The following is a 22,501-nucleotide window of genomic DNA, read 5'->3' as shown; positions in this document are numbered from 1 at the left end:
AATAGCCGCTTATCAGGGCGTCCAGCCCGGTTCGGTGTCGTTGTCAGTTGGCTATGCCGACGGACTGGCCGACCGTGTCCGGGCGTTCGAGGGCGTGGAGCATGCTGTGGGCGACGTCGGCGCGTGAGATGTAGCGGCCGCCGGGGAGGTTCTCGCCCAGGGCAATTCGGTAATTGCCGGTCAAGGGCTTGTCGGTGAGTTGGACGGGTCGGATTGCCGTCCAGGCCAAGTCGCTGTCGCGGAGCTCGTCCTCCATCAGTGCGAGGTCGGCGTAGCGCGGGCGCAGAACGGCTTTGACGATCGGATAGATCACGTATTTCAGGAAGAACGGGTCAGCCGGGTCTCGCTTGGGCGGGTGTGGGCGGCGCGGTGACGGCGTGGTGTGGACCGGAGCCGCGCTGACGACGATCAGGCGCCGGACATCGGCCTCCCGCATCGCGTCGATGATCGCCGCGGTGCCCTTCGCCGCCACGCCGGCGTCGGCATTCTTCAGCGGACCGATGGCCGAAAGCACCGCATCCGCACCACTTATCGCCGATGTGAGCACCGCCGGGTCGGCGGTGAGCAGGTCGGCCATCACCGTCCGTACTCCGAGCCCCGCCATCTTGTCGGGATCCCGAACCACCGCGGTGACGTCGTGCCCAGCATCCACCGCCTGCGCAACCAGTTGTCGGCCAACCCCACCGCTGGCCCCGAACACAATGAGCTTCATACCGCTATGACCGGAACGAACCCGAAAGTGTGACCGGTTGTTCGGATGGGGCGCCTACCTGCGCCTCGGCGTGGCGCAGGTGGCTGGGTTATATTTTGCCGCAACCAATTTCAAGCCCAGATTCGGGAGACTACGTGGATCCGCAGCATGCGCATCAGGGTGCCAGCGCTGGAGTGAGCGTGCCGCAGGTTGCGCGAATCCCGATCTACAGTCCCGAATTCGCCGCCGATCCCCACGGGCACTACCGGCGCATGCGCAGCGAGTACGGGGCGCTGGTGCCGGTCGAGATGTGGCCGGGAGTGCCCGCGACGCTGGTCATCGACTATTCGGTCGCGGTGCGAATCCTCAACGATCCCCTGCATTTTCCGGCCGATCCGCGGATGTGGCAGCAGAGCGTGCCCGCCGACATGCCGATCCTGCCCATGGTCGAGTACCGGCCCAATGCGATTCGGACCAGCGGAGCGGCGCACGCCCGCTACCGCAAGGCGCTGTCCGACGCGCTGGCCGGCATCGACCTGTTCGGGGTGCGTGAGATCGTCGAGCGCTCCGCGGTCCACATCGTCAACGGGTTCGCCACCGAGGGCCACGCCGACATCCTCGGCCAGTACGCGCTGCCCATGGTGTTCTCGGTCTTCTGCGAGATTCTGGGATGCCCGCCCGATATCGGTCAGCGCGTCGCGGCCGCCAGCGCCGCCATGTTCGACGGAGTCGACACCGCGACGGTGAACGCGCAGATGGGTGAGGCCCTGTTCGACCTCACCGCGCTCAAACGCGCCCATCCCGGCGACGACGTCGCCACCCGGCTGGTCCAGGATCCCGCCGAGCTGTCGGACGAGGAGATGGTCCACCAACTGGTGCTGCTGTTCGCCGCCGGTGTCGAGCCGCCGCTGAACCTCATCGCCAACACACTGCTACTGATGCTGACCGACGACCGGTTCATCAGCAGTGTCGATGCGCCTCCCCTGCCGACCGCCGTGGCCATCGACGAGCGATTGGCCACCGACCCGCCGATGGCCAACTACTGCATCACCTATCCGCCGCAGCCGATCCTGATCGAGAAGGTCCTGCTGCCCGCCCACGAGCCGGTGATCATCAGCATGGCCGCGTGCAACACCGACCCGGCCATGGTCGGCGGCAGCCTCGACAACGGCTGGAATCTCGCGTTCAGCTCCGGGGACCACGCCTGCCCCGCGGCCGCGCGCCCCTACGGACGGCTGCTCGCGCAGGAGGTGATCGACCAGCTCTTCGACTTCCTGCCCGAGGTCAGGCTCGCCGTGCCGCCGGAAGAACTCGTGTGGCGTCCCGGGCCGTTCCACCGCGCGCTGACCGAACTGCCGGTGGTCTTCCCACCGGTGCGCTTCCCGTTCCCAGCGACCTAGGCACCGCTGTCTATCGACCGATAGAAGACATCGATCCGGCGTGTCTCCGGCCCATCGCTGGGAAAGTTCACCGCGAATATTCAGACAATTTGTGCAACACTACAATTCGTGACTAGCGGGCCGAAGGCGACACCGCGGCAACGGATCCGGCGTACGGATCCGCCCGCGACGTTGGCGTACCAGCGCTTTCGCGCTGTGGTAGCCCGCGCACTTCCGAACTCCTGTCCGCCGACCCGATCCGGTCGGCAATCCGCACCTTTCTCCTCCGCCGCGTGCGGCCGGGAGGTCCTGTGAAGGTGCGTGATGCGTCGAGCTTCTGACAGGTAATCGCCCAGCTCCAGCCTCCAGCCCCGCCACCCTGCCAACGGCGGGCCCGGCGCGCCCGAGCGCGGCGAGCACCTCCTATGCCCCCGGCGGACCAATGGCCGGTGGGACCGAGTAAATGAGTAGGAGACGGATCATGCACACTCCCGCGCACCAAGAGCGGACCTCGCTGGCCGAGGTCATCCGCCACGGCAGCCTGGAATTCGACCAGCACCTGCAAAAGATCCTGAGCAACCCCGCCTACTTCGTCACCGAGGCCCAGAGCCAGGAACAACGCCGCCAGAACGCCTACGACCAGTTGCACAACCTGGTCGCCGAGGTCGGCAGCACCCGGGACATCGCCACCGACCTGCCGCGGCTGTTCGCCGTCTTCGACTGGTCGGCCGTGCTGGCGACCGACCTGATTCCGCTGATCTCCGGCCACTACAACCTGGCCTCGGGCAGCCTGTCCACCCTCACCGACATCGACTCGGCCGCACCGTATCTCGCCGATCTCGACGACGGCTCCAGTGTCGGCGTCATGCTGCTCACCGAATACGGATGCGGATCCAACATCCAGTTCATGCAGACCCGCGCGACCTGGGACGGTGACGGGTTCGTCATCGACACCCCCACCCCGCGGGACCGCAAGTTCATGCCCAGCGTCGGCATCCCGGTGGCACGGGTCTGCGTGGTCGGCGCCCGCTTCATCGACGCCGCCGGTGTCGACCAGGGCGTGCATCTGTTCGCGGCGCGACTACGCGGCGCCGACGGGACCCCCGCACCCGGTGTGACGATCACTCAGCTCGACCATCAGCCGCTGGTCATCATGGACAACTCCGTCATCGCCTTCGACAAACTCAAGGTCGATCGCAGCGCCTGGCTGAGCAACGATCTCGCCACCATCGACGACAACGGCGTGCTGACCTGGCGCGACGAGGACAGCCGCAGACGCTCGTTCGCCTCGGCCATCAGCCAGCTCACCGTCGGCCGGCTCGCGCTGTCCTCCTGTCTGAACGCCGCCGCCCGCGCCTCGCTCTACATCGCGCTGCGCTACGCCGCCAAACGCGTTGTGCCGCTGACGCCCTCGGACACCCCGTTCATGGCCGAACTGCCGCACGTGCGCGACACCCTGCTCACCGACCTCGCGGGCACCCTGGCCCGCACCATCTACGGCAACGCGGTGAAGACTTCGCTGGCCAAGGCGGACCTCACCAGCCGCGACACCGTCGTCTCGGTGATGCTGGCCAAGCATTTCATCCAGCTCCATGCCCTCGACACCGTCACCCACTGTCGTATCCGAATGGGCGCGCAGGGAATGTTCAGCGCCAACCGGGTTTCCGACTACATCGGCGTATGCCACGCCGCGATCACCGGCGAAGGCGACTGCCACGTCCTGGGCTCGGTGGCCGGGCGCGTCCTGGCCAAACACCTCGCCGGGAAAATGCCGCCCGAGGCCGGGGTCCACGACCCGGGCGACCCGGGCGATCGGATGAGCCTTTTCAACGCCCGCACCCTCACCATCGTCGAGGAAACCCAGCAGTATCTGGCCACGCCCGGACTCGAAGGCCGACTCGCCGTCATCCCCGAAGCGCTCGCCCTCGCCGAGGCCTACTCGGCCGAGGAAGCCCTACAGGCACTGCACCGATACTCCGACCACCCCGAAATCGCCGCCGTGCGTGAGGTCTTCACACTGAACTACCTCGACCAGCACGCACTCTGGTACCTCAGCCACGGCCTGCTCGACCTCGCCGCGGTCGACACGATCAAACAGCAGCTCCGCCACGCGCTCGACACCCTCGCCGAGCACCTGCCCGCACTGCTGGACGCCTTCGGCCTAGACGACGAAACCCTAGCCGCCCCGGTCCTTTCCGACGACCTCCCGGCCGCCTGGGAATCCCGCTGCGCCGACCCGCGCCGCCGCTGATCCAGCCCGTTGCTGGACAGGGCCGGGCGTGTGGGCCCTGTCCAGCAACGGCTTTCAGCGTGAGGACACCGACGACAGGCCGCGTTGCCGTAGCCGACCGGGAGACGTTCCGTACTTGTCACGGCAGGCCCTGTTGAACGCGGACAAGGCGACAAACCCACTGTCGTACGCGATATCAGCGATCCTGCGCCCGCTGTTCCGGGCATCGGTCAGCCGGTTCACCGCCCGCTCCAGGCGCGTGGCGAGCAAGTAAGTGTGCGGGGAAGCACCGAAATCGCGCATCGCACGCTCGAGTTGACGCCTGCTGATACCGAGGTGGCGCGCGACCGCATCCACCGTCAGCCGCGGATCATCGGAGTACCTCTGGATATGTAAGCGCGCATCACGGGAAATCGCAGCGAATTTCGATTCCTCGGCTACCCTGCGCTCGTCCAGCGCCGCGGCGAGCAATCCCGCCCAGTGCATGCTGATCCGGAGGAACTGATCGGGCGTCAGTTTGTCGCCCAGGCGGGAAAGCTGTTCGGCCAGAACCAGTACCGACCCCGGCAACGGGTCGGTCGAGTCCAGCTCGAGATGCGGCGGCCCGCCCGGACCCAGCCGCAGCGAATCGGCCGGGACATTGAGAATCCAGGCGTGCGCGTTGTCGCCGTGCGAGAGCACCATGCGCTGCCCCCAGTCGATGACACCCATCTGACCGGGCCGCAACCGTACTCGCCTGCCATGTTGTTCAACACCCAGGACTCCGCTGCGCGGAATGAGCAACCGCGTACTGCGATCGCCGTCGGCGTCGATCTCCGCCGCCGTGCGCTCGTAGGAGATCGCGGTGGAAACGAAGTCCACATTCTGGAAATCGCCCAGTCGAAAGTTCTCCAGCCGCTGAACCCTCAGCGCGCCATGGAAATTCGGCCAGTCGTTGAAGTCGATGCGCGCACCGCCCTGATTCGCCGCAACGTGCTCCCGCCAGTACGCCGGTCTGTCGTCCTTCGACACCGTGGATGTCGTATCGCTCGCTACCGCTACGGCCAACACCCGGTGCCCCCCTCTCGTCGCAAATCGATCACCGGTCCGTCGCAGATCCGGTCGACCAGAATCTATACGCGCACCTAATCTTTGACGAGCTGAGCCGCTGGGCCTGGCGGCCTGCCGAAGGGGGGCAGACCACCAGTATCCGCGGTGGATCAGCGCCACCTTCTCGGCCACGAGCCAACCGGTTTCGACCGGATACGAATTCAGCCCCTACCAACATCGTTGGCAGGGGCTGAATCCTGTTCACACGAGTGCGGCGGCTGGCGTCAGATGACGAAGAAGCCTACGACGCAGCCGATTACGGCGCCGGCGACCATACCGATGAAGAGGCCGGGGATAGCGCCGACGATCAGGGCGATGAGGCCGAGGACCGTGCCGATCGCGCCGAAGAGGGCGACGCCCACCGCGCCGCCGGCGATACAGCCGATGACGCCGATGTCCTTGAGCTGGGCCTGGGCCTGCACTTCCCGGACGCCGTCGTTGTAGGTGGACTCACTGACCGGGCCGCGGCTGTCCGTCGGCCAGACGGTGAGAGTCGAGCCGTCGTCGGAGACCTCGGCGCGAAGCTGGACCGGGTAGCCGCTGAGTTCGTAGTCGGTGGGGATCTGCTCGACCACGGTGCCGTCGGGAGCTGAGACGGTGACCAGCGACTGATCATCCGACAATTCGAATTTGCCGGCGCTGAGGTGCGTGACCACGCCCTGGTGATCCTCGGACAGCGTCGAGGTGTACGCCAGGCCGTGATCCTGACCGCCCACCACCAGCGGCCGCTCCGCCTCACCGTGCGCGGTGGCGGTGGCGACGACGGTGGCAGCGATGGTCAGCAACGACATCGCGGCAAATTTCCTGAACTGCATGCGCTCGCCTCTCATTCGGGATGGAGTGCCGGCGCGTCGAGCCCCGACACTTCCGTGAATTGGGGACACACACTCAGATCGATTGCTCGCTATTGCTAACACAAAACCAACCGACCGGTCTGAAATAGCGGGTGCGACATACCGGAGCAGAAATAGCGCGGCGGGCTAGCGCAGGTGGGGGATCACTTTCGCGAACGCCTGTGCACAGTGACCGGGAATCGTGAAATAGGTGATTCCGAAGGTTTCGCGATAGCGGTGCAGCGTGTCGGCGATCTGGTCCGGGGTGCCGTGCAGGACGCCGGGCACCGTCAGCAGCTCCGCGTCGGTCAGATCCGGGTAGAACATCCTCGCCAAGCTCAGGTCCGCCGGCCCGGTCCCGACCACGTGCAGGCCGATCACCATGAGATTCAGCTCCAGTTCGGCGAATCGGTCGGCGGCGGCAGTACGGATCAGCGCGACACGCTCGGCGAGAGTGCCCTTCTGCGTCGGATCGGTACCCGGCCGGGCTCCGGAAATGCCGACGATGTCGGCGTGGCGGGCGGCCAGTCGCAATAACCTGTCGCCCTGACCCGCGATCACCAGCGGGATTCGCTGCTGGACCGGACGCGGGTGGTGGTCGGGGTCGGCCAGCAACGCCCGCAACCCGGTGACGGTGGACTCCAGATGATCGATTCGGCCGCCCGCGCTGGGGAATTCAAGACCGGCGGCCTCGAATTCCGAACGCGCGAACCCGGCACCCAACCCGAGCTCGAGGCGGCCGTCGATCAGCTGATCGACCCCGGCGACATCGCGGGCCAGTAGCGCCGCTCGACTGAATCCCGCGTTGAGTACGAAGGTGCCCAGCCGAATTCGGTCCGTTACCGCTGCCGCCGAAACCAGCGCGGGCAGCGGCGCGACCATGCCCAGATGATCGGGTACCAGCAGGGTGTCGTAACCCAGGGCTTCGATTTCACCGGCCGCCTGTTGCCACTGCGATCGTGACTGCGACGCGGTCAGGCTCGCACCGAATCGAAACGCCCTCTGGTTCACGGCTACCTCTCTGCGAATTGTCCTTGGCGAGAGGATCTTCCGTGGAGCCGAGCGCCCACGCAAACGATTTTCTAGCAGTCGTCGGTTGGGGCCGCCGCCCGGAAGACCGCGTAGTCGTGTGTCGTCGGCGACTGGGGGTTCTCGATCGGCAGGACCGGATTGTCGATCGCCGGGTTCGACCAGACGGGCATGTACTGCCTAGGGTCCAGATCTTCGCTCATGTTTTCGATCATGCCCGATAAGTCGTTGCGGCGGGGACGGCACGCCAAACGAATAAAGCCCTTGACCAGATATCCTGGTCAAGGGCTTATTCTTGCTCCCCCATCTGGACTCGAACCAGAAACCTGCCGATTAACAGTCGGCTGCTCTGCCAATTGAGCTATAGGGGATTGTTTCCCTGGCTGGCCCTTCCGGACCGGCCGGAGAAAACTTTAGCGTATCGGTTGTACAGTTCCCAAATCGCGGCTCTACCTGCAGGAACATTGCGGTTTGGGAGACGGGGTGCCGGATCGACAGTAGGGGGTGGGGTCGGGCAGGATGTGGGGGCGGAATGGTCTATGGAGGGAGCTTCTCGGGATGCTGCGGTTGATCATCGGTGTGGCGGCTGGGTATGTGCTGGGCGCCAAGGCCGGGCGGGCTCGGTATGAACAGATCAGTAAGACGACCCGCGCGATCAGCGAGAGCCCTGTCACACGGAAGGTCGTGATGATGGGTCGGCAGAAGCTCTCGGACAAGCTGAGCACCCAGCCGAAGCTGGAACCGATGGTGCCGCTGGACGAGCGCACCACGATCCTCGTGCCGCAGGATCAGCTGCGCCGCTGAGGGATTGGGGCTTCGCCCCTTGCCCCCGGCACTCGAAGGTACTCGAAACAGAAACCTGCCGATTAACGGTCGGCAGGTTTCGGCTGTCTAGGCGAAGTCGGCGGAGTTGCCCATGGCCTGGGTGAGGAGGCTCTTTCGGTATTGCTCGAGGGCGACCAGGTCGCCGAACAGGGCCATGTAGGCGTCGGGCTGTTCGGTTGAGGAGATGCGCTGGAGTTTGGACTTCAGCTCGGCGATCTGGCGGCCTACCCAGGATTCCTGGGTGCGGGCGATGATGCCGGTGACGAAGCGGGGGATGTCGTCGGCGGATTTGACCGGGAGGGGTTCGGCGGCGAGTTCGGAGACCAGCGCGCGCATGGTGAGGTCGTCGGTGTTGTCGGCGACGACCGAGACCCATTCGGCGCCCGTCAGGCCGCTGGCGGTGCCGCCGGCCTCGAGGATGGCGGCGCGGACGGTGATGTAGGCCGGGTGGGTGAAGGCGTCGGGCTCGAGGGAGTCGAAGACCGGGCCCGCGAAGGCCGGGTATTGCAGTGCGGCGGCGAGGGTTTGGCGCTGCGGGAGCAGGGTGGGGTCGTTGGGGCGCGCGGGGGCGATCTCGGCGACTTCCGGGCGCGGTTGGCGTTCGGGGATGCCGGGTTTGGTGTTGCCGCCGCGGGCGCCCTTGCGGGCCTCGTCGCCGACGCGGCGCACGACCTGCTGGATGTCGTCCCAGCCGACCCAGCCGGCCAGCTTGGTGGCGTAGGCCTTGCGGAGGGCGAAGTCCTTGATCTGGGCGACGACGGGGACCGCGCGGCGCAGGGCCTCGACCTGGCCCTCGGGGGAATCCAGGTTGTGTTCGGCGAGCAGGCCGCGGATGACGAACTCGTACAACGGGACTCGGCGGGCGACCAGGTCGCGGACCGCGCCGTCACCATTGCGCTGGCGGAGCTCGCACGGGTCGAGGCCGTCGGGGGCCACGGCGATGTAGGTCTGTCCAGCGAGTTTCTGGTCACCGGAGAAGGCCTTCAGGGCGGCGGCCTGGCCGGCGGCGTCGCCGTCGAAGGTGTAGATGATCTCGCCGCGCCAGAAGTTGTCGTCCATGAGCAGGCGACGCAGGATCGCGAGGTGTTCGTCGCCGAAGGCGGTGCCGCACGAGGCGACGGCGGTCTTGACGCCGGACAGGTGCATGGCCATGACGTCGGTGTAGCCCTCGACGACGACCGCCTGATGACCCTTGGCGATCTCGCGCTTGGCCAGGTCCAGGCCGAACAGCACCTGAGACTTCTTGTACAGCAACGTTTCCGAGGTGTTGATGTACTTGGCGGTCATGGTGTCGTCGTCGTACAGCCGGCGCGCGCCGAAGCCGATGACCTCACCGCCGAGATTGCGGATGGGCCACAGCAGGCGACGGTGGAAGCGGTCCATGGGGCCGCGCTGGCCCTGCTTGGACAGGCCCGCGGCCTCCAGCTCCTTGAAGTCGAAACCCTTGCGCAGCAGGTGTTTTGTCAGCGTGTCCCAACCGCTGGGGGCGTAGCCGCAGCCGAACTGGTGGGCGGCGTTGTGGTCGAAATTGCGGTCGGTGAGGTACTTGCGGGCCGCCTCGGCCTGAGGCTCCCCGAGCTGCGCCATGTAGAACTCGTGCGCGGCGGCATTGGCGGCGACCAGGCGGGCGCGGGTGCCGCGGTCGCGCTGGACCGAGGTGCCGCCACCCTCGTAAGTGATCTTGTAGCCGACCTTGTCGGCCAGCTGCTCGACGGCCTCCACGAAGCCGACGTGCTCGATCTTCTGCAGGAACGCGAAGGCGTCGCCGCCCTCACCGCAGCCGAAGCAGTGGTACACGCCATGATTCGGGCGGACGTGGAAGGACGGGGACTTCTCGTCATGGAAGGGACACAGGCCCTTCATGGAGTCGGCGCCCGCGCGTCGCAGGGCCACGTACTCCCCCACGACATCCTCGATCCGAACACGTTCACGAATCGCCGCGATATCGCGGTCCGGAATACGGCCTGCCACGGCAGCGAGTCTAGCCGCGCGATATAGACACACTCGACCGGGACGCACGCCTGGACGCCGGACCGAATGCCCTTTCCGGCGCATGCCAGGATCTATCGGTGCTCAGCCTGTACCACGACGCCCGGACGCCGGTGCATACCGTGCCCGCCGGGACAAAGCTGCTGGTACTGGCGGCGACGGGGACGGCGTTGTTCTTCGTGCCGTCGATCTTGTGGCTCGCCGTCGCGCTCGCGGTGGTGCTGGGTTTGTATGGGGTGGCTCGCATTCCGTGGCGGACCACCGGGCGGCAGGTGCTCGGGCTCGCACCGTTTCTCGCGCTGATCATGGTCGCGCAGGTGATCTTCTCCGGCTGGCAGAGCGCGGTCCTGGTCGGGGAACGCCTGCTCACCCTGGTCCTGCTGGCCAATCTGGTGACGCTGACCACACGCACCTCGGCCATGGTCGAGACCATCGAGCGGGCGCTGGGACCTTTGCGGCCGCTGGGTGTCCGCCCCGACCGCGTCGGACTGCTGATCGCCATGACCATTCGATTCATCCCGGTCATCCGCGAGCAGGCCGAACTGGTCCGCTCGGCCCAGCGCGCCCGCGGCATCGAGCGATCGACCGTCTTCCTGGTCCCGCTACTGATCCGCACACTGCGCATGGCCGACGGCGTCGGCGAGGCGCTGGACGCCCGCGGCCTGGACTGAAGGGTCCGAACGGCCGCCATTTAGGATGCCTCGGTGCGTAGTAGGGATTTGGCGCAGATCGCGCTGTTCGCGGCAATCATGGTGGTTCTGGGCTTCTTCCCGCTGATCCAGTTGCCGGGTGCGTTCGCGCCGTTCACCTCGCAAACCCTGGGCGTCATTCTGGCCGGGTCGATTCTGGGCGCGAAGCGCGGTGCGCTGGCGATCCTGCTGTTCGACGCGATGGTGTTCGTCGGCCTGCCGGTGCTGCCGGGCGGGCGCGGCGGGCTGTCGGTGATCATGGGGCCGACGGGCGGGTTCGTGATCGCCTATCCGATCGGGGCATTCGTGATCGGAGTGCTCACCGAGCGGGTGTGGCGGCATTACAACCTGCCGATCGCCCTGCTGATCAACTTCCTGGGCGGCGCGATCGTGCTGTACGCCATCGGGATTCCGTGGATGGCCGCGGCGGCACACATCTCGCTGGCGAAGGCGTTCACCACATCGGTGGCGTTCATTCCGGGCGACATTGTGAAGACAGTGATCGGCTCGATCGCCGCGGTGGCGGTCGGCAAGGCGTATCCGATGATTCCGGCGCGGGCATGATCGAGATCGAGGGCGTCTCCCACCGGTTCGGCGAGCGCGAGGTGCTGAGCAACCTCTCTCTGACTTTGAGCGAGAATCGGATCGCCGTCATCGGCTCCAATGGCTCTGGTAAATCCACCTTCGCGCGGCTGCTCAACGGCTTACAGGTGCCCAGTACCGGCCAGGTCCGCGTCGACGGCCTCGATACCCGCAAGCAGGGCAAGGCCGTTCGCAAGCTGGTCGGATTCGTCTTCCAGGATCCGGATGTGCAGATCGTCATGCCGACGGTCGCCGAGGATCTCGCGTTCGGGCTCAAGCATCACGGGGTGGCGAAATCGGAGATCCCGGAACGGGTGAAGGAAACCCTCGCCGAGTACGGGCTGGCCGAATTCCACGACCATCCGGCGCATTTGCTCAGCGGCGGGCAGAAGCAGCTGCTGGCCATCGCCGCGGTGCTGTCGGTGCGGCCGAAGTACGTGGTCTTCGATGAGCCGACCACGCTGCTGGACCTGCGCAACAAGCGCCGCATTTCCGGTCTGCTGCACGAACTTCCGCAGCAATTGATTGTGATTTCGCATGATCTGGAGTTGCTGGCGGATTTCGATCGGGTGCTGGTATTCGACAACGGCCGGATCGTGGCCGACGGTTCACCCGCCGAAAGCATTACCGCCTACCTCGCCCTACACGACAGCTGATTTCACTCCACCCGCCCGAACAAATGCCGCCGCACATGCGCGTTCAGCTTCTGCCCCGGTCGCGCATTGAACGCCATGTGCACGCTCACCCGCGGAATCTCCCCCTGTACCGGCGTCACCCGATGCCGTGACCGCCGCCCCGCGTGCAGCACCAGCGTCCCCGGCACCGTCGGCAGCATCTTCACCATGTGCCGGTGCCGCATCGGCAGCCCGCCCCCGCGTTCGATGAAAGCGCCGGGCAGCGGAATGTATTCGAGCCCGCCGCCCCGCTCCGGCGCGACGATGTGCAGCATCACCGTGTAATCCGACATGTCGTAATGCCAGTCCTGCACATCCCCGTTCTCGTGGATCTGCACCGTCATCGCGCCCAGCTCGTCGGCCGACCGGTGCGCCTGCTCCCCCACCAGCTGGGATACGAACTCCCGCAACGGCTCCCAGTTATACAGCGCCTTCAACGGCGAAGAATCCGGAATCCGGTCGTACGCCACGGTGTATTCGAACCGCATGGCATCGCCCAAACCGTCCGACAACACGTCCGCGGCCATCTCGGTCACCGCTGCGGGCCGCAGGAATTCGGGCAGCACCGTGACACCGCTGACCAGAAAATCCGCCTGGGACCGTTCGATCACCTCGCGCAGGCGCGCGACGTCCCGCCGGTCCAGCGGATATCTGTCCAGGTCGACAATGCCGTCCACCTCGCGTGTCATCGCGCCCCCTGCCGCCGAATTAGCCGGATTCAGGGTATCGCGGCGGCGACTCGTTCCAGGCGGCTCTCGGTGTAGGACGCGATCTGGTCGACGATCACGCGGACCCGGGCGGTGTCGTCCTGCGCCAGCTCCCACCAGGGCAGCAGCAGCCGGTCCAGCCCACGCGGAGCGGCGGCGAGGAGCGTATTCGCCACTAGCAGGATGCGTTCGCGCTGTCCGGCCTGGCGCACCTGGTGAATCGGATCGGAGAGCACGTAGCGCAGGGCCATGGTCTTGAGCACCGCGACCTCGGCCGCCACCACGCGCGGCACCTCCAGATCGGCGGCGTAGCGCGACAATTGGCGACCGCCCCAGCCGGAGCGGGTGGCCTCGACGGCGGCGGTGGCGAAGCGGCCCACCAGATCGCTGGTCAGGCTCTTCAATGCCACGGAGGCGCGCAGCGACCCGTCGTATTCGCTGGCCGCGGAGACTACCGGCATCTCCGAGAGCCGTTGCGCGGCGGCCACCAGCTCGTCGGTGGTCAGCGAGGGATGCTGGCGCGCACCGAGTTCGGCCAGGGCCGCCTGCTCGACCGGATCGGCCAGCGCGCGAAGATCGATGCGGCCCACGATCACGCCGTCCTCGACATCGTGCACCGAGTACGCGACATCGTCGGCCCAGTCCATGATCTGCGATTCCAGGCATTGCCGCCGATCCGGCGCGCCCTTGCGAACCCAGTCCAGCCGATCCATGTCCACGTCGTACGCGCCGAACTTGGAGCTGGGACCCGTTCTGCCCCAGGGGTATTTGATGACGGCGTCCAGGGCGGCACGGGTCGGATTGAGCCCGAAGCTGTTGCCGTGTTCGTCGATCACCTTGGGCTCCAGCCGGGTGAGGATGCGCAGGTTCTGCGCATTGCCCTCGAAACCGCCGTGCTTGTCGGCGAATTGATCGAGGGCCTTCTCACCATTGTGGCCGTAGGGCGGATGCCCGATATCGTGCGCGAGCCCGGCCAGATCCACCAGATCCGGATCGCAGCCCAGACTGTCGGCGATGCTGCGGCCGATCTGCGCGACCTCGAGCGAATGCGTCAGCCGCGTGCGCGGGGTGTCACCGTCGCGCGGACCCATGACCTGCGTCTTGTCCGCCAACCGCCGCAAGGCCGCCGAATGCAGTACCCGCGCGCGATCCCGGGCGAATTCGCTGCGCCGCGCCGGGCACGGCGACCAGCTCAGCCCCGCGGTCCGATCGGTCTCGGGCACCATGCGTTCCCGATCGGCCTCGGAGTACACCCGGTCATAGTCGATGCGCGCGTTCATAACTCACTGGTCCGCCGTGTATTTGAAGTCCGCCGAGAAGTGGGTCAGCTGATACCACAGCAGCGCGAAGGTCTCCCGGAAAATGCCATGCGCCTGCGATTCCCGCGTGTACACCGCCGGACCGGTGCGAGTCGGCGCGGTCCACGCCTTCAGCCCGGCGTCGCGCGCCATGGTCCGGGTACGCAGCGAATGCCACGGGTCGCTGACCAGCACCACCGACGTCTTGCCGCGCGCCAGCAGGGCCTTGGACACCGCCTCCACGCTCTGCAGGGTGTCGGAACCGGTTTCGACGGCCAGGATCCGATCCCCGGGCACGCCACGGTTTTCCAGATAGATCTTGCCCGAGGCCGCCTCGGTGTAATTGTCGCCGACCTGCTTGCCGCCGACGGTGACGATCATGGGCGCGATCTGCTTGGTGTACAGCCGGTGCGCCTGATCCAGTCGCGCCTGGAACACCGAGGACGGGGTGCCGTCGTACTGGGCCGCGCCCAGCACCACGATGGCGTCGGCCGTGCTGTAGTCGTCGATGCGGGCCACCTGCCAGACCCGGACGGCCGTGCCGCCGACCACCAGCACGCCCATGACGAGCGCGCCGGCCAGCAGGCGCTTGGTCCAGCGCCAGACGCCACTGACGCACCCGCCCTGCTCTGGGATGGGGTCGGTCATGTCGCGAACCAGCCAATCCACATCTTTAGGCGACACCGCGACGGGACGGTTCCGGAGTTTTACCAACCGCGTCGCCGCCACTCGGGCAACTGCGGACGCTCGGCACCGAGGGTGGTGTCGTCGCCGTGGCCCGGGTACACCGCGGTGTCGTCCGGGTAGCGGTCGAACAGCTTGGTCTCCACATCGCCGAGCAGCGAGGTGAACTGCTCCGGATTCATTGTCCGGCCGACACCGCCCGGGAACAGCGAGTCGCCGGTGAACAAATGGGTGCGGCCCGCGCCGTCGGTGAACGCGAGCGCGACCGAGCCCGGGGTGTGCCCGGCCAGGTGGATGGCCTCGAATTCGAGGTCGCCGACCCGGATCTTCTCGCCGTCCGCCAATAGGCGGTCCGGCTTCACGGGTAGTGGCTCGGCGTCGAGGGTGTGGGCGGCGGTGGGAATCTCGGTCGCCGACACCACATCCCGCAGCGCCATCCAGTGATCGCGATGCTGGTGGGTGGTGACGATGAGCTCCACCCGGCCGGGAGCCTCCTGGCCGAGGAGCTCGAGAATCCGGTCCGCCTCGTTGGCGGCGTCGATGAACAGCGCCGCGCCCGTGGCCGTGCACTGCACCAGATAGGTGTTGTTGTCCATGCCGCCGACGGACATCTTCACGATGCGCGCGCCCGGGACCTCGCGCTGCTGCGGGTTGGAGCCGGGGCTGACGTGTCCCGTGTAGGGGGAATCGATCGTGATCACGTACCCGATGGTAGTCATCGACGCCGACACAATGTGCGGAAGAAACCGACGCTTCCCGTTCCACAGTTAGATTCAGAGGATGCGGCTACCGAAGCAGCTGGGCCTCGTCGTGACCGGAATGCTCCTGGCCTTGGCCCTGGTCGGCGGGCGCGCCGCACCGGCGCTCGCCGACGAGCCACTGCGCCTGCCGAGCTATGTCACCGACCAGGCGGGCGTGCTCGATCGCGGCCAGACCGCGGAGCTGCAGCAGGCCATCGATTCGCTGTATTCGCGCGACCACGAGCGGCTGTGGGTCGTCTACGTGCGGAACTTCCATGGGATGGACTCGAATTCGTGGGGCGAGCAGACCGCCCGATTGTCCGGATTCGGGGATCGGGACGTGCTGCTGTCGGTCGCGGTCGACGATCGCGCGTACGCCTTCACCGGGACCGTGCCGAAATCGGTCAGCGACTCCGACCTCGACCGACTGCTGGTCGACAAGGTCGAACCGAAGCTGCGCGCCGGGGACTGGGCCGGTGCCGGATTGGCCGCGGCCAACGGGTTGTCGCAGGCCATGAGCGGTTCAGGCGGGGTCGGCCTCGGGACGCTGGTGCTGATCGCACTGGCCGTGGTGCTGGTGGCGCTCGCGCTCTGGCTGTGGTCGCGACGGCGCAAGGCGCGGCGTGAGCACGCGGTACTGGAATCGGCGCGCAAGACCGACCCGACCGATACCACCGCCCTCGAAGCCCTGCCGCTGGTGATCCTGGACGCCCTATCCAAGGAGACCCTGGTCGACACCGACAACGCGATTCGCACCAGCACCGAGGAATTGCGGCTGGCCACCGACGAATTCGGGGCCACTGCCACCGCGCCGTTCACCGCCGCACTGGAGGCCGCGAAGCAGGCGCTGGCCAAGGCGTTCTCGATCCGGCAACAGCTCGACGACGACATCCCGGAGACGCCGGATCAGCAGCAGCGCATGCTGATCGAACTGATCAGCAGCTGCGGGAGCGCGGATCGGGATCTGGACGCCAAGGTCAGCGAATTCGACGCCATGCGGAATCTGCTCATCAATGCCGGAGAGCGGCTGGACGCGCTGACGCGGGACATGGTGGCGCTGACCGCCCGCATGCCGGGTTCGGAGGCGACGCTGGCGCAGCTGGTCGCCGAGCATCCGGCTTCGGTGCTGGCGCCGATCCGCGACAACGTGAACATGGCGAAGGAGCGAATCGGGTTCGCGGAGAAGGCCATCGAGGAGGGGCGGGACGCGGTGGCCAAGCCCGTCGGCCAGCAGGGAGCGGCGGTGGCCGATATTCGTGCCGCGGAATCGGCGGTGGATGCGGCGCGGACATTGCTCGATGCGGTGGACAGCGCGGCAGTCGATATCGATCAGGCGCGGGCTGGATTGCCCGGCATCGTCGAGGAATTGCGTCGCGATCTCGCAGCCGCGGCGGAACTGTCCCAGCACGGCGGCACCGAATTGCCTAGCGCAACAGCGGGCGCGCGGACCGCGCTGGATCAGGCGACTGCCGACGCGGCCACCAATCCGCTGGGTGTCTTCCGGCAGGCCGTGGCCGCGGATACCGCGCTCGATCAGGCCATTGCCGCCGCCACCGATCGCAAACGGGCGGCCGAGGAACTGCAGCGTCGGCTCGATCAGACGCTGACCGCTGCCCGGAGTCAGATCAACGCTGCCGCGGATTTCATCAGTACCCGGCGGGGTGGCGTGGATGCCGAGCCGCGAACCCGGCTCGCCGAGGCGCAGCGCAGTTTGCAGGAGGCCGAACAGCTTTCGGGGTCCGATCCCGGCCGAGCCCTGCAATCCGCTCAGCGCGCGGCCGAACTCGGCTCCCGTGCGCTGCACACCGCGCAGGCGGCGGTCAACGATTGGCAGGCTCAGCAACAGCGGCTGGCCTCCGGGTCGCGATCGCAGTCGGGTGCCATCCTGGGCGGCATCCTCATCGACGGCATGCTGCGCGGCATGGGTAGCGGATACCGCGGTGGCGGGGGCGGTTTCGGTGGCGGGGGCGGGTACGGGCCCGGCTCGTTCGGCGGTTCCGATGGTTCGCGGCGAATCAGTCGCGGCGGGCGGTTCTGAGGCTCGACCATCTAATTTGGGCCAATTCCGGTGCCGGCCGACAATTTCCGTGCCCCGGCCGGGTCTACCTACTCGGAGACATCCGTCCTTCGAGCAAGGAGCAGATCATGACCCGTCCCACCGTGGCATCCCGGAGCGACTGGCTCGCCGCACGCAAGGAATTGCTGGCCGAGGAGAAGGAGCTCACCCACCGCCTCGACGCACTGGCCGCCAAGCGCCGCGAACTGCCCATGGTGGCGGTCGACAAGGAGTACGTCTTCGAGGGTGAGCATGGAAAGGCCACGCTCGCAGACCTTTTCGAGGGCCGCCGACAGCTCATTCTGTATCACATGATGTGGCGCTGGGACCTGGACGCGGGCTGCCCGAGCTGCGCCCTGATGCTGGACAATGTCAATCACATCGAGCATTTGCGGCACAAGAACACCAGCTTCGTGGCGGTGTCCCGCGGTCCGTGGGACAACCTCGCCAAGTACCGCGCCCGGATGGGCTGGACCTTCCCGATGTACTCCTCGCACGGCAGCGATTTCAACTACGACTTCCACGTCACCATGGACGAATCCGTCGCACCGGTGGAATACAACTACCGCACCAAGGCCGAGCTCATCGCCAAGGGCGAGCCCTGGTTCACCGAGGGCGAGCAGCCCGGCACCAGCGTCTTCTGGCGCGACGACGACGATCGCGTCTTCCACACGTATTCGTCGTACGCACGCGGTGGCGACATCCTGATCAACACCCACAACTATCTGGACCTGACTCCGCTGGGTCGTCAGGGCCATGTCGGCGAGGCCGTTCACCACGACAGGTACGACGAGCCGACCGAATCCCACTGCCACTGAGGGTTCAGAAGAGAACTCCCTGGATGCAGGTGTCGGTGACGAGTTCGCGGTCGCCGTAGCGCACGGCAGACGGATCCCATTGCGCGCCAAGCCCTTCGACGAAGGCCTTGGTCACGTCGAGGTCGGCTCGGTCGGCGACGAGGATGAGCGTGCCGTCCTCGGTGACCGAGCCGCCACCTAGGCGGTCGCGCGCGATGGGATCAGCCAGGAGCGCATCGTGAAGGCGGGTGCGGTCGACGCCGGGGACGCGGATGAGGAAGCCGTCGGAGCGCTCGTTGTCGGGCGGCAGATAGGCGATGCCGAGCACGGCTTCCTGATTGTGGCGCAGCCGCAGGTCGTCGGCGATCCAGCAGAGGTTCTCGCTGCCGGTGCAGGCCAGATCGAAGCGGCGGGAGGTCTCGTAGGTGATCTGCTGGTTCTGCTCCGACCAGAAGACGCCGGCGACGGGTTCGGACCCGTTCACCGTCCCCAGCTCCATGAGCGCGTTGAGCCGCACTTCGGTGTCGAACAGTGGGAGCTGGTCGGACAGGCGCGGGTCGGCGGGGTCGGTGATGGTGGCGGTATTGGTGGTGGCGAACATTTCGGCGGTGGTCTGGTTCGGATCCCCGGCCGCACAGAACGGCCCGAAGGCCTCGGCGGTCCCCGAACCGGCGGTGAGCAGTGCCCCGGTGAGGGCGACGACGGCGGTGAGGACGGCCGCGATTCTCGCAATGATCATTTCGGATATCACCTCTGTGGAGAGTGTCGAATCCCCGCGTTCGAACGAAATGAGAAGTATTCGAATTGTATTGCGATACGGCGGTGGGAGGCGCGGTTCGGCCAGGATCAGCGATCTTCGCTCCACCGCCGGGCGCTCACAGCCAGCCCAGGCGTTCGGCGGCGCGGACGGCCTCGGCCCGGGTACGGGTGGCGGTCTTGCCGATGGCCGAGGAGAGGTGATTGCGGACGGTGCCCTCGGAGAGGTGGAGTTGCTTGGCGATCGCGCCCGCGGTCGCGCCATCGGCCGCCGCGGCGAGGACCTCGCGTTCCCGGGCGGTCAATGGCGAGGTGCCCGCGGTGAGGGTTTCGGTGGCGAGGGCCGGATCGACCACGCGCAGACCCATGTGGACGCGGCGGACGGCGTCGGCCAGCTCCCGCGCCGGGGTGTCCTTGACGACGAAACCGCTGGCTCCGGCGTCGATGGCGCGGCGCAGATAGCCGGGACGCCCGAAGGTGGTGACCATCAGGATGCGGACCTGCGGATGCGCGGCATGCAGCTGGGCGGCGGCCGAAATACCGTCCAGGCCAGGCATTTCCACGTCCAGCAAAGCCACGTCGGGGCCGGTGCGTTCGACGGCCGCGAGCACTTCGTCACCGCGTCCGACCTCGGCGACCACGTCCAGGTCCGGTTCCAGACTCAGCAGCGCCGCGAGCGCGCCGCGAACCAGGGCCTGGTCGTCGGCCAGCAACAGTTTGATCATTTCGGCTCCTTGCTCGCCGGAAAGCTTGCCAGCACGCGGAATCCGCCTTCGGGGCGATTGGTCAGGGTCAGGGTGCCGCCGGTGGCCTCGATGCGCTCACGCAGACCGGACAGGCCGGATCCGAGGCGCGCGGTGTCGCGCCCGCGCAGTCCCGCACCGTCGTCGGACACCTCGATGCTGGTCGGGGTGACCCGCACCCAGCAGTGTTCGGCGCCGCTGTGGCGGACCACATTGGTGACGGCCTCGCGCAGCACCCAGCCGAAGACGACGCTGTTGCGAACCGGCAGTTCCTCGGAATCCGGTAGTACGGCCTCGATTTCGGCGGCGCTCAGCGCGGTGCGAGCATTGGCGATCTCCCCGGCGAGTGAAACCTCGCGCAGGCCACCGACTGTCGTGCGCACCCCGGCCAGCGCCTCGCGCGCCAGCTTCTCTATATCGGCCAGCTCGGTGCGGGCCCGCTCCGGATCCAGGTCGATGAGCCGTTGCGCCAACTCTGTTTTCACGGTGATCACCGTGAGCGAGTGCCCGAGAATGTCGTGCACGTCCCGCCCGACCCGCAGCCGCTCCTCGGCCACCGCTAGATCGGCCAGCTGCCGGCGGGCCAGATACAGCTGATGGTTGCGGGTGAGGATCACCCGCAGGACGCCGACCGCGAAGCCCGCCAGCGCGATCGCCTGCATGAGCGAGTAGTTCGGCGGCTGTCCGGTGGCGAGCTGCGGCAGCACGGTCGTGGCGAGCAGCAATCCGAGGATCAGCGGGATCGCCCACCGGGGCGGGAGCGTGAAACCGATGAAGGAGGCCAGGAAGACCCCCATCCCCAGCACCTCGGTATGCAGGGTCACCGTCGCCGCGGCCACCAGCGCGGCCTGCAGCCCCAAGGGGAACAGCACCGTCCACAGGTGCGGGTTCGGCGGCCACGGCCGGCGCACCGCACCCCAGGCCACCAGGATCCAGTACGACGCGACGTACACCACCCCGAAGGCCAGGATCACCACGATCGTGTACACCCGCGCGACCGGACTCTCCAGCGTCCATGCCTTGTGCAGCGGGTCGATCAGATAGATCAACCATGCCGCCGAGAACAGCGCCCCGAATCGCCGCCGCCGCCTGACGCCCTCGTCCTCCTCGTCCACAGCACCGGACGCTACCCGCCCGACCGGCGCCGCCCGCATGACGGATGTCATGACCCGCAGGTCAGGGATTCGACTCAGGCCGTCACGCTGACCGTGTGCAGGCCGCCGGGGCCGAGCGGGAAGGGTGGCCGGTCGTCGGGGTCCTGGACCGTGCCGGAGCGGCTGGTGACGCGGGCCTGGATGGTGTGCGGGCCGGGCGGGAGGTCCACGATGGTGCGCCAGCGACGCCAGGCGGCGGGGGCGAGTTCGGAGCCGAGTTCGACCGGGAGCCAGTCGGTTTCGTCGATGCGGATCTCGACGCCCGCGACGCCGTACGGGGGCGCCCAGGCCACGCCCGCGACGGTGAACTTGCCGGAGCCGGAGGAGCGGTCGGTGGCCACGTCGATGCGGGCCTGGGGGCGCACCCACAGCGGCTCGGCGGGCCAGCCGCGCTTCCACCAGTAGTCGACGTGGGTGTCGTCGGCGAGTTCGAGCTGGGTGATCCACTTCGCGCCGGAGTATTGGCCGTAGATGCCCGGGACGAAAACCCGTGCGGGGAAGCCGTGTTCGGGCGGCAGCGGTGCGCCGTTCATGCCGATGACCAGGTAGCCGGGCCATTCGCCGGTGCGCAGGGGTTCCAGCGGCAGGGAGATGGTGTAGCCGTCGACAGCGCGGGTGACCAGGCGGGTGGCCCCGGATTCGGGGACGGCGTGCTCGAGCAAAGCGGTGAGCGGGACGCCGAACCAGCGGGCATTGCCGCAGCGGCCGGAGCCGACGGTGTTGTGCACGCACACCATGACGGCGTCGAATTCGACGGCCTGCTCGGCCAGGTCGGCCAGCGACAGGCGCAGCCGATGGGCGACCAGGCCGTCGATGGACAGCCGCCACTGGGCGGGGTCGATGCGCGGGGGACGCGAATTCACGTCCGCCACATAGAATTTGCTCGTCGTCGTGATCAAGGGTGACAGGCCCGGCTCGCTGCCGATGCCGTCCTCGGGGACCGGGGCGTGCGAGCCCATCGGGCCGATGCGGCGGACCCGCTCGGTGTGGCGCTGGTCCTCGCGGCGCACCAGGGCCTCGGCGGCGCCGAGCATGCCGATTCCGGCTGCGGCCCAGAGGAATTCACCACCGAGTCCGGAGGGTTGGCGTTTCAGGCCGGAGCGGAGGACGGCCGCGGCGGCCACGCCGCCCAGCGCTCCGGGTACCGACCGGTTGGCGCTGCGCAGGGCCGCTGCCGCTGTTCCGGCGCCGAAGGCCGCGGCGGCGGGAGTGCGCAATCGGTGCGGTAGCAAGGCCATTCCGGCCGCGGCCGCGACGCCCCAGAGGGCGACGCCGAGGCGCGTCATCTCCTTGTCGTGCTCCCCCGCCCGGGCCACCATGGTCTCGACCACCTGGACGGGCGCGTAGTCGGCGGCCAGCCGCCCGATGCCGTCGAGCAGGGAGCCGCCCCGCGCCGCGGCGATCAATTCGCCCGCGCCGAGCGCACCCAGTCCGACGGCCGCCGCCCCCAGCAGCCGCTTCTTCTTCTCCACCGACACCCGCCCGTTAACCGACACCTGCTCGAACCTTCCGTAGCCGTCCGGGTTTCCAGCGACCATTCTTCCCCAGTCGAGGGG

Annotated in this window: 22 protein-coding genes and 1 tRNA gene; 8 read left to right on the top strand and 15 right to left on the bottom strand. The window is 67.5% G+C overall.

What is annotated here, in order from left to right; all coding sequences use genetic code 11:
* Positions 1 to 43: 43 nt before the first annotated feature.
* Positions 44 to 712 carry an NAD(P)-dependent oxidoreductase gene (locus ON43_RS04655; protein ID WP_040803913.1) on the bottom strand — a complete coding sequence of 223 codons (669 nt, stop codon included), beginning with the start codon at positions 710 to 712 and terminating at the stop codon, positions 44 to 46.
* A 134-nt stretch (positions 713 to 846) separates the two neighbouring features.
* Here ON43_RS04655 and ON43_RS04650 point away from each other — a divergent pair, with 134 nt between their 5' ends.
* Positions 847 to 2,091, top strand: a complete 1,245-nt coding sequence (locus ON43_RS04650) for a cytochrome P450 family protein (protein WP_051177894.1) — start codon at positions 847 to 849, stop codon at positions 2,089 to 2,091.
* 460 nt (positions 2,092 to 2,551) lie between these two features.
* Entirely contained in the window at positions 2,552 to 4,321 is a 1,770-nt protein-coding gene (locus tag ON43_RS04645) for an acyl-CoA dehydrogenase family protein (RefSeq protein WP_040803910.1), read from the top strand.
* 54 nt (positions 4,322 to 4,375) lie between these two features.
* On the opposite strand, the gene ON43_RS04640 is transcribed toward ON43_RS04645, so the two are convergent.
* From ON43_RS04640 to ON43_RS04625, 5 genes are all read right to left on the bottom strand, one after another.
* Entirely contained in the window at positions 4,376 to 5,311 is a 936-nt protein-coding gene (locus ON43_RS04640) for a helix-turn-helix domain-containing protein (RefSeq protein WP_157513900.1), read from the bottom strand.
* Between the two features lie 302 nt (positions 5,312 to 5,613).
* Positions 5,614 to 6,204 (bottom strand): DUF8020 domain-containing protein, encoded by a 591-nt coding sequence (locus ON43_RS04635; RefSeq protein ID WP_040803906.1) that lies wholly within the window; start codon positions 6,202 to 6,204, stop codon positions 5,614 to 5,616.
* Positions 6,205 to 6,369: 165 nt separating this feature from the next.
* Positions 6,370 to 7,233, bottom strand: a complete 864-nt coding sequence (locus tag ON43_RS04630) for a TIGR03621 family F420-dependent LLM class oxidoreductase (protein ID WP_040803904.1) — start codon at positions 7,231 to 7,233, stop codon at positions 6,370 to 6,372.
* A 71-nt stretch (positions 7,234 to 7,304) separates the two neighbouring features.
* Positions 7,305 to 7,454, bottom strand: a complete 150-nt coding sequence (locus ON43_RS44610) for a hypothetical protein (RefSeq protein WP_157513899.1) — start codon at positions 7,452 to 7,454, stop codon at positions 7,305 to 7,307.
* Between the two features lie 95 nt (positions 7,455 to 7,549).
* Positions 7,550 to 7,622: transfer RNA gene (locus tag ON43_RS04625), tRNA-Asn, on the bottom strand.
* A gap of 187 nt (positions 7,623 to 7,809) precedes the next feature.
* Between ON43_RS04625 and ON43_RS04620 the strand changes: the two genes are divergently transcribed.
* Positions 7,810 to 8,055 (top strand): hypothetical protein, encoded by a 246-nt coding sequence (locus ON43_RS04620; protein WP_033086249.1) that lies wholly within the window; start codon positions 7,810 to 7,812, stop codon positions 8,053 to 8,055.
* 87 nt (positions 8,056 to 8,142) lie between these two features.
* Here ON43_RS04620 and dnaG read toward each other — a convergent pair whose 3' ends face one another.
* Complete coding sequence (dnaG, locus tag ON43_RS04615; RefSeq protein WP_040803902.1) at positions 8,143 to 10,047, bottom strand: DNA primase; 1,905 nt, start codon at positions 10,045 to 10,047, stop codon at positions 8,143 to 8,145.
* Between the two features lie 98 nt (positions 10,048 to 10,145).
* Here dnaG and ON43_RS04610 point away from each other — a divergent pair, with 98 nt between their 5' ends.
* The 3 genes from ON43_RS04610 to ON43_RS04600 are packed head-to-tail and all read left to right on the top strand — an operon-like array spanning position 10,146 to position 11,992.
* A complete protein-coding gene (locus ON43_RS04610) occupies positions 10,146 to 10,736 on the top strand; it encodes an energy-coupling factor transporter transmembrane component T family protein (RefSeq protein ID WP_040803901.1) in 591 nt (196 codons plus the stop codon).
* A 33-nt stretch (positions 10,737 to 10,769) separates the two neighbouring features.
* A complete protein-coding gene (locus ON43_RS04605) occupies positions 10,770 to 11,318 on the top strand; it encodes a biotin transporter BioY (protein WP_040803899.1) in 549 nt (182 codons plus the stop codon).
* The gene (locus ON43_RS04600; RefSeq protein ID WP_040803896.1) at positions 11,315 to 11,992 is read left to right on the top strand and encodes an energy-coupling factor ABC transporter ATP-binding protein; all 678 of its coding nucleotides are present in this window, start codon (positions 11,315 to 11,317) and stop codon (positions 11,990 to 11,992) included. The genes ON43_RS04605 and ON43_RS04600 overlap by 4 nt, the downstream gene beginning before the upstream one ends.
* A gap of 2 nt (positions 11,993 to 11,994) precedes the next feature.
* Here the strand turns inward: ON43_RS04600 and ON43_RS04595 are convergent, their stop codons facing one another.
* From ON43_RS04595 to ON43_RS04580, 4 genes are read right to left on the bottom strand one after another with little or no spacing between them, the layout of a single operon-like run.
* Positions 11,995 to 12,699 carry a HalD/BesD family halogenase gene (locus ON43_RS04595; protein WP_040803894.1) on the bottom strand — a complete coding sequence of 235 codons (705 nt, stop codon included), beginning with the start codon at positions 12,697 to 12,699 and terminating at the stop codon, positions 11,995 to 11,997.
* A gap of 29 nt (positions 12,700 to 12,728) precedes the next feature.
* Positions 12,729 to 13,997: a deoxyguanosinetriphosphate triphosphohydrolase gene (locus tag ON43_RS04590; RefSeq protein ID WP_040803892.1), complete on the bottom strand. Its 1,269-nt coding sequence runs from the start codon at positions 13,995 to 13,997 to the stop codon at positions 12,729 to 12,731.
* Between the two features lie 3 nt (positions 13,998 to 14,000).
* Positions 14,001 to 14,663: a YdcF family protein gene (locus tag ON43_RS04585; protein ID WP_051177924.1), complete on the bottom strand. Its 663-nt coding sequence runs from the start codon at positions 14,661 to 14,663 to the stop codon at positions 14,001 to 14,003.
* A 59-nt stretch (positions 14,664 to 14,722) separates the two neighbouring features.
* A complete protein-coding gene (locus ON43_RS04580) occupies positions 14,723 to 15,418 on the bottom strand; it encodes an MBL fold metallo-hydrolase (protein ID WP_040803887.1) in 696 nt (231 codons plus the stop codon).
* A 61-nt stretch (positions 15,419 to 15,479) separates the two neighbouring features.
* Here ON43_RS04580 and ON43_RS04575 point away from each other — a divergent pair, with 61 nt between their 5' ends.
* Together ON43_RS04575 and ON43_RS04570 are read left to right on the top strand one after the other, a co-directional pair.
* Positions 15,480 to 17,477, top strand: coding sequence for a TPM domain-containing protein (locus ON43_RS04575; RefSeq protein ID WP_040803885.1), 1,998 nt, complete (start codon positions 15,480 to 15,482; stop codon positions 17,475 to 17,477).
* A 107-nt stretch (positions 17,478 to 17,584) separates the two neighbouring features.
* Positions 17,585 to 18,313 carry a DUF899 domain-containing protein gene (locus ON43_RS04570; protein ID WP_040803883.1) on the top strand — a complete coding sequence of 243 codons (729 nt, stop codon included), beginning with the start codon at positions 17,585 to 17,587 and terminating at the stop codon, positions 18,311 to 18,313.
* Between the two features lie 4 nt (positions 18,314 to 18,317).
* On the opposite strand, the gene ON43_RS04565 is transcribed toward ON43_RS04570, so the two are convergent.
* From ON43_RS04565 to ON43_RS42130, 4 genes are all read right to left on the bottom strand, one after another.
* Positions 18,318 to 19,031 carry a hypothetical protein gene (locus ON43_RS04565; protein WP_086007889.1) on the bottom strand — a complete coding sequence of 238 codons (714 nt, stop codon included), beginning with the start codon at positions 19,029 to 19,031 and terminating at the stop codon, positions 18,318 to 18,320.
* 136 nt (positions 19,032 to 19,167) lie between these two features.
* On the bottom strand, positions 19,168 to 19,773 hold the full coding sequence (locus ON43_RS04560; RefSeq protein WP_040803881.1) for a response regulator transcription factor: 606 nt from the start codon (positions 19,771 to 19,773) through the stop codon (positions 19,168 to 19,170).
* The gene (locus tag ON43_RS04555; RefSeq protein ID WP_083913157.1) at positions 19,770 to 20,957 is read right to left on the bottom strand and encodes a sensor histidine kinase; all 1,188 of its coding nucleotides are present in this window, start codon (positions 20,955 to 20,957) and stop codon (positions 19,770 to 19,772) included. Before ON43_RS04555 ends, ON43_RS04560 begins: the two co-directional genes overlap by 4 nt.
* Positions 20,958 to 20,980: 23 nt before the next feature.
* Entirely contained in the window at positions 20,981 to 22,441 is a 1,461-nt protein-coding gene (locus ON43_RS42130) for a molybdopterin-dependent oxidoreductase (protein WP_157513898.1), read from the bottom strand.
* Positions 22,442 to 22,501: the final 60 nt, after the last annotated feature.

Origin of the sequence: Nocardia concava NBRC 100430 (assembly GCF_000308815.1) — a bacterium.
GTDB classification, from domain to species: Bacteria; Actinomycetota; Actinomycetes; order Mycobacteriales; family Mycobacteriaceae; genus Nocardia; species Nocardia concava.
Note: the sequence above shows the minus strand (reverse complement) of the source record. Positions and strands in the feature narration are given on the sequence as shown.

What these genes read in the sequence shown, in the direction of transcription:
- ON43_RS04595 (WP_040803894.1), bottom strand. Translation starts at nt 12,699, where the DNA reads ATGACACGCGAGGTGGACGGCATTGTCGACCTGGACAGATATCCGCTG.
- ON43_RS04560 (WP_040803881.1), bottom strand. Translation starts at nt 19,773, where the DNA reads ATGATCAAACTGTTGCTGGCCGACGACCAGGCCCTGGTTCGCGGCGCG.
- ON43_RS04655 (WP_040803913.1), bottom strand. Translation starts at nt 712, where the DNA reads ATGAAGCTCATTGTGTTCGGGGCCAGCGGTGGGGTTGGCCGACAACTG.
- ON43_RS04580 (WP_040803887.1), bottom strand. Translation starts at nt 15,418, where the DNA reads ATGACTACCATCGGGTACGTGATCACGATCGATTCCCCCTACACGGGA.
- ON43_RS04600 (WP_040803896.1), top strand. Translation starts at nt 11,315, where the DNA reads ATGATCGAGATCGAGGGCGTCTCCCACCGGTTCGGCGAGCGCGAGGTG.
- ON43_RS04570 (WP_040803883.1), top strand. Translation starts at nt 17,585, where the DNA reads ATGACCCGTCCCACCGTGGCATCCCGGAGCGACTGGCTCGCCGCACGC.
- ON43_RS04635 (WP_040803906.1), bottom strand. Translation starts at nt 6,204, where the DNA reads ATGCAGTTCAGGAAATTTGCCGCGATGTCGTTGCTGACCATCGCTGCC.
- ON43_RS04575 (WP_040803885.1), top strand. Translation starts at nt 15,480, where the DNA reads ATGCGGCTACCGAAGCAGCTGGGCCTCGTCGTGACCGGAATGCTCCTG.
- ON43_RS04590 (WP_040803892.1), bottom strand. Translation starts at nt 13,997, where the DNA reads ATGAACGCGCGCATCGACTATGACCGGGTGTACTCCGAGGCCGATCGG.
- ON43_RS44610 (WP_157513899.1), bottom strand. Translation starts at nt 7,454, where the DNA reads ATGAGCGAAGATCTGGACCCTAGGCAGTACATGCCCGTCTGGTCGAAC.
- ON43_RS04565 (WP_086007889.1), bottom strand. Translation starts at nt 19,031, where the DNA reads ATGATCATTGCGAGAATCGCGGCCGTCCTCACCGCCGTCGTCGCCCTC.
- ON43_RS04555 (WP_083913157.1), bottom strand. Translation starts at nt 20,957, where the DNA reads ATGACATCCGTCATGCGGGCGGCGCCGGTCGGGCGGGTAGCGTCCGGT.
- ON43_RS04585 (WP_051177924.1), bottom strand. Translation starts at nt 14,663, where the DNA reads ATGACCGACCCCATCCCAGAGCAGGGCGGGTGCGTCAGTGGCGTCTGG.
- ON43_RS04645 (WP_040803910.1), top strand. Translation starts at nt 2,552, where the DNA reads ATGCACACTCCCGCGCACCAAGAGCGGACCTCGCTGGCCGAGGTCATC.
- ON43_RS04620 (WP_033086249.1), top strand. Translation starts at nt 7,810, where the DNA reads ATGCTGCGGTTGATCATCGGTGTGGCGGCTGGGTATGTGCTGGGCGCC.